The following is a 9,141-nucleotide window of genomic DNA, read 5'->3' as shown; positions in this document are numbered from 1 at the left end:
GAACCGGATGCGGCAAATACCTACACTGCCGGAAGTGAATCACCGGATGTGATCACAGGAACACTCAGCATGCAGAAACAGGCCAATGCCGGAACCACCTCGTCCATGAAACTTACTGTGACTGCCAAAGGCGGTAGCCGGATTGTAGGTTTGCCTGCCTGGCTGAAAGCGGATAAGACGGAAGGACATAGTACTGAAGCTATAGACTATACCTTGACGCTGGACCAAAATGCAAAGGATTTCCCCACAGGACCATTCCCGGCAAATGCGGAGGCAACCTTTGAGATACAGAATCTGTCGGATGCGGCAAAGAAGGTGACGGTAACAGTTAATGTGACGGAAGCACCATAAATAGGAAATGAAGAAGAAATGATGAAAAAGGTCTTTGTGACATAATAAAAAAACTTCTGAAAATAAAGAATCGGGTAGGAAGGAAACGATGGGGTTTTCTTCCTACTTTGGTTTGAATAGATTTCGTCTGGAAATATCAAAGGCTATAAATTAGTAAAGCCCAAAACATAGAAAAAGCGTGATTCACAGTATAGTATACTCCCACTCCAATCCTCCGGCATGCTTATACTTAGAGCTATCATTACAACACAGACAGATTGTCGAGCAGCTTATATTGTATTTTTCGGCAGCTTCTTTAAATGTATTGAATATTTCTCCGGTGGTGATACACCTTATCTTCTTACTTCTTTGTCGCACTGTATTCTTGAATTTACAGCTTTTACAGCTGCTTCCCCGCAATAAATTTCCCGGATATGCCTGCCAGGTCTTGCCACATTCACTACATTGTACTAATATGGGTTTATTCCTGCTTACATAGGTTCCTATAACTTTAATTGTAGGCAACAGCTTTGCGATTTCCTCAACAAAATCATCATGGGTTCTCCGTGCTTTATTGGCACATTTCGGACAGCCGGTTCTATTATATTTCGCTACAAGATGATAGGGTTGGGTAAACCATATATAGCCACATATTTTACATTTTATTCTTATAGAAGTATCAATATTGATATATTCTGCCAGAGGGATAACATTGGGCTGTAATGAATTTAATCTTTCAACAAAGTCATTATGTGTCATTTTTAAAGTACCGGCGCATTTAGGACATCCCGAACCTAAACGTAAAGAAGACGGTCTCACATGCCATTCATGATTACAGACTTTACATTGTGCTTTAATTCTATTATTAGCTCCTGCAAAATCACCAATAATTTCAATCTTATCATTTATTTTAGACAGTTCTTCTCTAAATTCCTCAGTGCTCATTCGTCTTGAATCAATTTGAGCATTCTTCTTAATTTTTTCCCACTCACTTGTACCAAGGTTCGAATTTAATCCGAATTCGGAGAGAATCTTTTTTGTTATTTCAATCAGTTTATCTGTATTCCGGCGAGAAACAAGATCGCAATGTGTCACCAGGCAATTATCGAAAGGAGCTGTTGCATCATCATAGTGGTCGTATATAGTTATGAGTTTGATGCCTTTATCTTTGCACAATAGATGCTTTTCCCAGTCTTTCGCTACCATATTTTTATGCCAGTGCCACGAACCGGGCTCTACGGCTACTTTTAAATCAGGCACATATATGTCTAATTCAACTCCTATCACCGTTTTTTCTCTTGACATGACTTTAGATTCGCCCAGAATATGAGCAAATGAGTGATATATGAACTGTTCTAAAAAGGAGGTGCAGGACCTGTGACAGTTAGGACAGCCACGTTGGTTCAGAACATCATGAGGTCTTATTTGATACTCATATCCGCAGGCATTACAATGAAGCGGCATAAGTGTATGATTGTTTATATACATTGCACCTTCGCTGACAACAAGATTCGGGTCGATTTTATGGAGACGCTCCAAAAATATCTCCATCGTCAAGCGCTGAGACGCTCCTTTCTGGGATCGTCCACATTCCGGACATCCCCTGCCACTAAGAACATGTGCAGGAGTGATATCACACTCATGTCCACATTTCAAGAATCTGAATTTAGTTTTTTCGAGTGCCTTCACATACCGGCCAGTTATGATAACGTCATCTCTCAGGGATTTTAAGTCTTTCACAAACTCCGCATGAGATTTCAGTTTGACTCCGGCACACCTGGGACAGCCATGTCCGTGCAATAGACTTCCTGCACGCGGCGACCATTCACAACCACATTTATCGCATCTTACAGCAATTTTAGAGTTGTAATCCTTGTATGTTCCCAAGACAATAACTTTTAAATTCTGTGCTTTCAATTCATGACAGAAGTCTATATGAGTTTTTTTCTTTACCATACGACTAAAACCGATCAAGTTATAAGCTAAATGATACTCATCAAATCGGTAATTATCTCAACCTAAATTTTACCATCTTTTTGGCAACACATTTCTCTGTCAATTCTTCTATGGTCTGAGTTGCATATTGTTTTGATAACCCTATTTCAGCTGCCAACGCAATGACGTCAGCAAGTGCAGGTTCTCCTTTTCCATTTATAGTCGTGGTGTGGTAACCATTAAAACCATTACTTGGTAAAAGGTCATAAGCCGGCGAAAGTTTCCATGCTCCGTTAGCCCATTGGAAAGACAAGTTTTTGGCATGATCATCCCTATTTGAAATCAATACATTGAACACCATCAATCGAAACATTTCTGCTACTTGCTCCATATCCTTGGTAAGATTCAGCGTTAGTTTAAGCAATATAGAGTAATCAAGGCTTGGAATCCGATAGTTAGCGTGAAGTAATCCTGCTGCACTTACCGTATGGATTTTACCTTGAGGAGCTCTGTCAAATCGTTCGACTCCAAAGTAACGATTATCAAACAAGCGAGTTTCTGCCATTCGTATTCCACAATCACGAGCGAGCAATGAATAGTTGTACTCGATCTCTCCCACATCAGCAGGATCATTTGTAGCCTTAAATTTCACAAGCCATTCACGACCATCTACTTTGGTAAATATTTTGGGACGGGCACCACCCGATGAACCTCCATATTTATAGAGCAGGTCTACCGACCCTTTACTTTCCTTGCTCTCAAGTATCTTTGCAACTTCTTTTGCCAAGCTATCAAAATTGAGATACTCAGCATCAGTTACAACACTTTTATCCGGGTAATATTCCAACGCACCACGTCCTGTGGAACCAATAAGAGATAACCGTTCTAAAATATTCAACTTATATGGATCTATTCCTCTTTCTTGCAAATAGCGATCAAGCAGAAGATTACCCCAACCATCAGGTAAGCTATCATCAAATACTCCGAAGTTTCCGCCAAACGGATCTCGCTTAGCCATTATCAATCCCGATTTCAACGGTAAATAGAATGGAGATATTGAGAAACCGGTCTGTATCCAATCCGCATCGTATTCAAAACCACACATACCTTCAGGCGTAAGAGCCATTCGCCCTATGCGCCTGCCAGATATAAAGACCTCTATTATTGAAATATTATCCATTTCTACTCCCCCGTTTTCGTTGTTTTAGTTGCCCTGCCCTTAGTATATCATCAATACTTTGATAGGTCTTACTGTTGAAAAGAGCTTCGAATTCATCGGTCATATCCAGCGCAAAGGCAAGCATCACCAGTGAACGTAAGGACATTTCCCCTGACGATTCAAAGCGCCTATAAGAAGCCAAAGAAACTCCTGATTTCGTAGCAAGCATATTTTGCGTCCATCCCTTTTCCAGTCGCCTCAACTTTACACGTTCAGCAATACCCAGCATCAACGAATCCGGAGTTTTATTTATAAGTGATAATATATTATCATTTATTCCATTTTTCATTCAATAATTACTATTATATGAGCACTTACAAAGTTAATCAAAGTTTCTCTATTATCAAACCAATAAGATGAAAATAATCACTTTAAAGTAGTTGGAAGGCTTCTATCCACCTTATTTCATTTTCCCCAAAATCTTAGGAAACCGCCAAAAGAACAACAGCGTACAGCAAATTGCAGCCGTAGCATCGGATATAGCCTCAGCCGCATATACCCCGATCACTCCCATATAATGCGGCAGTATCAATGCTAACGGAATCAACAAAATGGCCTTGCGGAGCAAAGCGATAAAAATGGATATCTTAGCCTGCCCCAATGCAACAAACATATTCTGACAGGCACGTTGCAAGCCGAAAATGGTCATACCACCCAGAAAGACAGGCATGGTCCAACGAACCGTTTCTATCAACTTTTCATCACTTGTAAAAGCTGATGCAACCGTTGACGGGAACAGGATCATAAGTAGCATCAGAATTAGATTAAAAGAGAACATGGTAATCAGTGCAATACGGAAACAGTCCTTCACACGCTGTTTATCACCATGCCCATAATTGTAACTTACAATCGGAATAAAGCCTTGCGCAAACCCCGTCAGCGGCACACTGGCAAATTGCATCGAAGTCTGTAATATCGTCAACGCACTGACGTAAATATCTCCAAAATCTTTCAAGCTACTATTCAGCACAAAGCCCACCAAACTCTCTGTACTGGCCATAATGAACGGAGATACTCCCAGTCCCAACATCGCAACAACAATTCCCCGATTCAACTTCATATAGCGCCTCTCCAAAGGCAGAGAAGCCTTCCGGGAGAACAGGAAAGACAGTACCCATGCGGCACTGCAAGCCTGAGAAATCACCGTAGCCAGAGCAGCACCTTTCACCCCCATATCAAACCAGAAGATAAATATAGGATCAAGAATGATATTTAATAAAGCTCCGATTAAGACAGAGTACATGGCAATGGCAGGACGCCCCTGCGCATTGATAAAGGAATTCAGTCCGGTGGAAATCTCTACAAAAACAGTTCCCAGCAAATAAATGGAAAGGTAATCGACCGCATAGCCCAATGTATGTTCCGAAGCGCCTGTAAAGAGCAGGATAGGCTCCATGAAGGTATAAGCAATGAAGGAAGTAATTAAAGTAAATAGAATCAGCAAGGTGAAGCCATTCCCCAATATCTTTCCGGCACGCTGGCGATCACCTTGCCCGAGGGCTATGGCAGCCAACGGTGCACCACCACCGCCCACTATTGCTGAAAAAGAAGAAATCAACACCACGAGAGAAATTGTTACCCCTACGCCTGCCAATGCATCCGTCCCGATGCCCGGTATGTGTCCGATATAGATACGGTCGACAATGCTATAAAGCAAATTGACGAATTGTGCTGCTACTGCCGGAAGCGCCATCTTGAAAACCAGTGGCAACATACGCTCGGTTCCCAGACGTTCTTCATATTTATTGATCATCGTGATTCTTCTTTTCTAAAAACGAGTGCAAAGGTACAAGAATTTCCACTCGACCCCAAAGTAATGGGGGCGGCTTTTACAGGAAACGGAAATAAAACACTTCTACTAGCATTACAGAAGAAAAGTGTCTCGGCAAAACTGTATCAAGAGCTATGAACCCTGACTATAGTTTCCTCAATTGTGAAGGTATAGTGTAGAAAAATCAGAGTTAAATATCTGCAAGAGTTTATATTTTGCTTGCCCAATTGTATCTAATTGGGTACATTTGCACAATGAAAGCAACAGATAAAAAGGACAACGACATACGCGAATTGTATTTCTCAAATGAATTCACAGAGTTTTACACATGCTACAAGACTACAATAAACAAATTAAGATTGCAGAACGGATATTAAAAGACTTTGAGTTATGAGAAAATTAGATGAGAATAAATTAGCCAAGCTACATACAGCAGGTGAACTACTGGACAATAAATATGGAGAAGCAGGAACTGAATCTCGTACAGTTTTTCATGAGAAGTCAATAGCATGGTATTATGGTGAGATTTTACGTGATCGTCGAAAGCAACTAAAGATAACTCAACAGGAGTTAGCAGAGAAGGTTGGTACGGCAAGAAGTTATATTGCCCGTGTAGAAAAGGGAGAAACAGATATTCAGATTTCAAGTTTCTTCCGTATAGCCCGTGCCTTAGGCATCGAGTTCACACCTACGTTTTTATAATTCACTGAAAATATAAAATGAAAGTGTGTCACAAACCCAATAGGTAAATGACACACTCTTATAATAGAAATTAGCGATTTGCCTTACGCTTCTTCACCTCATCCACGAGTTTTGAAAAAGATTTATCCCTTTTACGCTTTTCATGTTCGGAAGTAGAGAAATGCCACGCTTCCCGTCGAAGTTTCAGATAACTTTCATAAACCTTACGGTCCAATACGCCACTACTTACCGCTTCTAAGACGGCACATCCGGGTTCGTTGATGTGCTTGCAATCCTTGAAACGACATGATGCAGCATAATCTGAAATCTCCAATACCTCTGCAAGAGAATCAGGATCGTCAATGGCCAAGCCAAATTCCCGGACGCCCGGAGTATCGATTAATACACCTGAACTGTCCATCAATACCATCTCCCGACGAGTAGAAGTATGTCTTCCTTTTCCCGTGGACAGGCTGATATCAGACGTTAGTAATACCGATTTCTCGCAAAGCGCATTCACCAGAGAACTTTTCCCTACACCTGAAGAGCCGACAAACACAACCGTTTCGCCTGCCGATATAGACTCCCGTAATTGGAGAATCGTCTGAGGTTGATGAATACTTGTAAAAAATACCGGTATCTGACGGGCAATGTGTCTGATCTGTTCTTCAACTTTCTGCTTGTCAAACCCTAAATCAGCCTTATTGAATACCAATACAGGATTAATATTCTCTTCCTGCATCTGAACCATGAAACGCTCGGCTCTGCGAACATTGAAATTATCATCAAGACTTTGCACGATAAATGCCTTGTCAACATACGAGGCAATGGCCTGTTTATCGGCAACCGTTCCGTTTTTCTTGCGATATAAAGTCCGTTCACGAGGCAGCATATCCACTATAATCCCATTATGTTCGTCGAATGGTTGAAAAAGCACCCAATCACCGGTACAAGGGAGTTCAAAGTCTGATTTTCCATACATCATATTCCCCGCCAGTTCGCACTGAAACAGGCCGTTTTCTGAAACGACCTCGTAACATGTGCGGTGTACGATGGATATACGTCCATGTGTAAGGGCATTGTATGTTGACTCTTGCTTTAGTTGGCTTAACTTATCATTCCAACCGTAATTATTCAAATGAATCATTGTTCTATCTTTTTTGCTATGAAAAATGTATAACCGTAGAATGCTTTATACTTACTGTATAGTTCTTCTTCATCAAACTGAAACGAACTGAATTCTTCGGCGATCTTATTTCCCGCATATTTATGAAGGAATATTTTCTGAGCTTCAATCTTTGCAGCAAAGTAATGCTCTGTCCAGCAATTTTCCGGCAAAATAAATGTAGCGACGGGAAGATAACCTGCTTTGTGTATCTTGGCCACCTGATTGGGAATCGTATCTATTTCAGGATACGCATTCACCCAGAAGTCATTGATTTCCGTAGGACGTTCGTCAGTAAACCACGAACTTTCAGAAACGGCAATATATCCTCCTGGTTTCAAATATCTACGCCACTCATTCAGTCCCCGTTCAAAACCAATATTATAAATGGCTCCTTCCGACCAGATCAGGTCTAATTCCTCATTCTGAAAAGGAAGGTTATCCATAGAACCGACAATGCCTTTCACTCTGTCCTGCAAACCCGCTTGCTTTGCATTGCGATTGAAGATATCAATAAAGCCGGGGAAAAGGTCAAGTCCGGTGATCTGCCCGGGAATGTGTCCGGCCAATACCATTGTCTGTCCTCCAGTTCCACAGCCGATGTCGGCGATAAGGGATTTTTCGGTGAGGTTATCTATAAAGCTCAGTGCTTTCAGTGTTACGTCAGGACTTCCGGGTCCTTGGCGTTCCATATTGGAGAAGAAGTCACAGATTAATTTAAGTTCGAAATCGTGAATTGTTTTATTTTCGTTACTCATTTTCTTAATGTATTTTGCATACACGGAAAGCATAACAATGCCTTCATCATTGTACGCAGATTAAACTTGAATTATAATAATAGAAAACTACTCTCGAAAGGAGTTATCCGAGAGTAAACGAAGGGACAATCTGTATCAGAAACACAGATTGTTTATTAAACCAAATCCGATTTGAATGTCTTTGTCATGGCGTAAAGATAAATAATATTTTGAGAATACGAAAACTGAAGTCATCCAAGGCAGGAAAAAGCAAAAATTAAGAGGTTTGTAATGACAATATATAAAGGAAAGATTTACCTTTGCACCCCCAAAGAAAACCAGAACTAAGAAATTATTTAGTGTTTATGAATACAAAGGTCAAAGGATATATATTGGGAGCCGTTGCTGCCGCCACTTATGGTATGAATCCCCTCTTTACCCTTCCACTATATAAGGAAGGAATGAATCCGGATTCCGTTCTTTTCTTCAGATATCTGTTTGCCATTCCCATCCTGGGGATTATGCTCAAAGCGAGAGGTAGAAGTTTTAGTCTAAAGCGGAAAGAAATATTGCCGTTAGTCATACTGGGATGGTTGGTCGCCATTTCTTCTCTTACCCTGTTTCAAAGCTATAACTATATGGAAGCCGGTATTGCCTCAACAATACTGTTTGTCTATCCTATTTTGGTGGCACTGATTATGGCTGTCGCTTTCAAGGAAAAAATCACATTACAAACAGTCTTATGTATCTTCCTAGCTTTAAGTGGTATTGGGTTACTATATAAAGGAGGAGACGGTACAACGCTTAGTCTGGTTGGTGTTGGATTAGTCATGGCATCGGCCCTCTCCTATGCTATTTATATCGTAGGGGTAAACCGACCGATATTAAAGGATGTGGCAACGCTTAAAGTTACTTTTTATGTATTGCTTTTCGGCCTATCGCTCTTTTTAGTCCGTGTAGATTTCGGGCAAAGCCTGCATGTTGTCGATAAATGGTATTTATGGGGGAACCTGATTGCATTAGCAATTTTCCCTACAGCCATATCCTTCCTCTGCACTACGCAAGCTGTGCAATATATAGGTTCTACCCCTACAGCCATCCTCGGAGCTTTGGAACCTGTAACGGCTGTATTCTTCGGAGTAACAATTTTCGGGGAAAGTCTGACACCCAGATTGTGTTGCGGAATTGTATTGATTATCCTGGCTGTGACATTTATTATAGCCGGAAGCAATATTACGACACATTTGGTACGGTTCAGGAAGTTGTTCCCACGATTGCCGATAAAGAAAAAGGGGCATTAACC

8 protein-coding genes and 1 pseudogene are annotated in these 9,141 nt (G+C 41.0%); 3 read left to right on the top strand and 6 right to left on the bottom strand.

What is annotated here, in order from left to right; all coding sequences use genetic code 11:
- Positions 1-351: pseudogene (locus BACCELL_RS00735) on the top strand (fimbrial protein); the annotation flags it as partial.
- A 183-nt stretch (positions 352-534) separates the two neighbouring features.
- On the opposite strand, the gene BACCELL_RS00730 reads toward BACCELL_RS00735, so the two are convergent.
- The 4 genes from BACCELL_RS00730 to BACCELL_RS00715 form a co-directional block, all read right to left on the bottom strand.
- Positions 535-2,286, bottom strand: coding sequence for a PDDEXK family nuclease (locus BACCELL_RS00730; protein WP_007209554.1), 1,752 nt, complete (start codon positions 2,284-2,286; stop codon positions 535-537).
- Between the two features lie 52 nt (positions 2,287-2,338).
- Positions 2,339-3,445, bottom strand: a complete 1,107-nt coding sequence (locus BACCELL_RS00725) for a type II toxin-antitoxin system HipA family toxin (RefSeq protein ID WP_007209553.1) — start codon at positions 3,443-3,445, stop codon at positions 2,339-2,341.
- Positions 3,438-3,773, bottom strand: coding sequence for a helix-turn-helix domain-containing protein (locus BACCELL_RS00720; protein WP_007209552.1), 336 nt, complete (start codon positions 3,771-3,773; stop codon positions 3,438-3,440). The genes BACCELL_RS00725 and BACCELL_RS00720 overlap by 8 nt, the downstream gene beginning before the upstream one ends.
- Positions 3,774-3,884: 111 nt before the next feature.
- Entirely contained in the window at positions 3,885-5,237 is a 1,353-nt protein-coding gene (locus tag BACCELL_RS00715; protein ID WP_007209551.1) for an MATE family efflux transporter, read from the bottom strand.
- 408 nt (positions 5,238-5,645) lie between these two features.
- On the opposite strand from BACCELL_RS00715, the gene BACCELL_RS00710 reads away from it, so the two are divergent.
- The gene (locus BACCELL_RS00710; protein ID WP_007209550.1) at positions 5,646-5,957 is read left to right on the top strand and encodes a helix-turn-helix domain-containing protein; all 312 of its coding nucleotides are present in this window, start codon (positions 5,646-5,648) and stop codon (positions 5,955-5,957) included.
- A gap of 70 nt (positions 5,958-6,027) precedes the next feature.
- Here the strand turns inward: BACCELL_RS00710 and rsgA are convergent, their stop codons facing one another.
- Together rsgA and BACCELL_RS00700 are read right to left on the bottom strand one after the other, a co-directional pair.
- Positions 6,028-7,083 carry a ribosome small subunit-dependent GTPase A gene (rsgA, locus tag BACCELL_RS00705; RefSeq protein WP_007209549.1) on the bottom strand — a complete coding sequence of 352 codons (1,056 nt, stop codon included), beginning with the start codon at positions 7,081-7,083 and terminating at the stop codon, positions 6,028-6,030.
- Complete coding sequence (locus BACCELL_RS00700; RefSeq protein ID WP_007209548.1) at positions 7,080-7,892, bottom strand: class I SAM-dependent methyltransferase; 813 nt, start codon at positions 7,890-7,892, stop codon at positions 7,080-7,082. Before BACCELL_RS00700 ends, rsgA begins: the two co-directional genes overlap by 4 nt.
- Before the next feature lie 311 nt (positions 7,893-8,203).
- On the opposite strand from BACCELL_RS00700, the gene BACCELL_RS00695 reads away from it, so the two are divergent.
- A complete protein-coding gene (locus BACCELL_RS00695; RefSeq protein ID WP_007209547.1) occupies positions 8,204-9,139 on the top strand; it encodes a DMT family transporter in 936 nt (311 codons plus the stop codon).
- Positions 9,140-9,141 lie beyond the last annotated feature (2 nt).

Source organism: Bacteroides cellulosilyticus DSM 14838, from assembly GCF_000158035.1.
Taxonomy (GTDB): domain Bacteria; phylum Bacteroidota; class Bacteroidia; order Bacteroidales; family Bacteroidaceae; genus Bacteroides; species Bacteroides cellulosilyticus.
The sequence above is the reverse complement of the archived record's forward strand: the minus strand, read 5'-3'. Positions and strand labels throughout refer to the sequence as shown.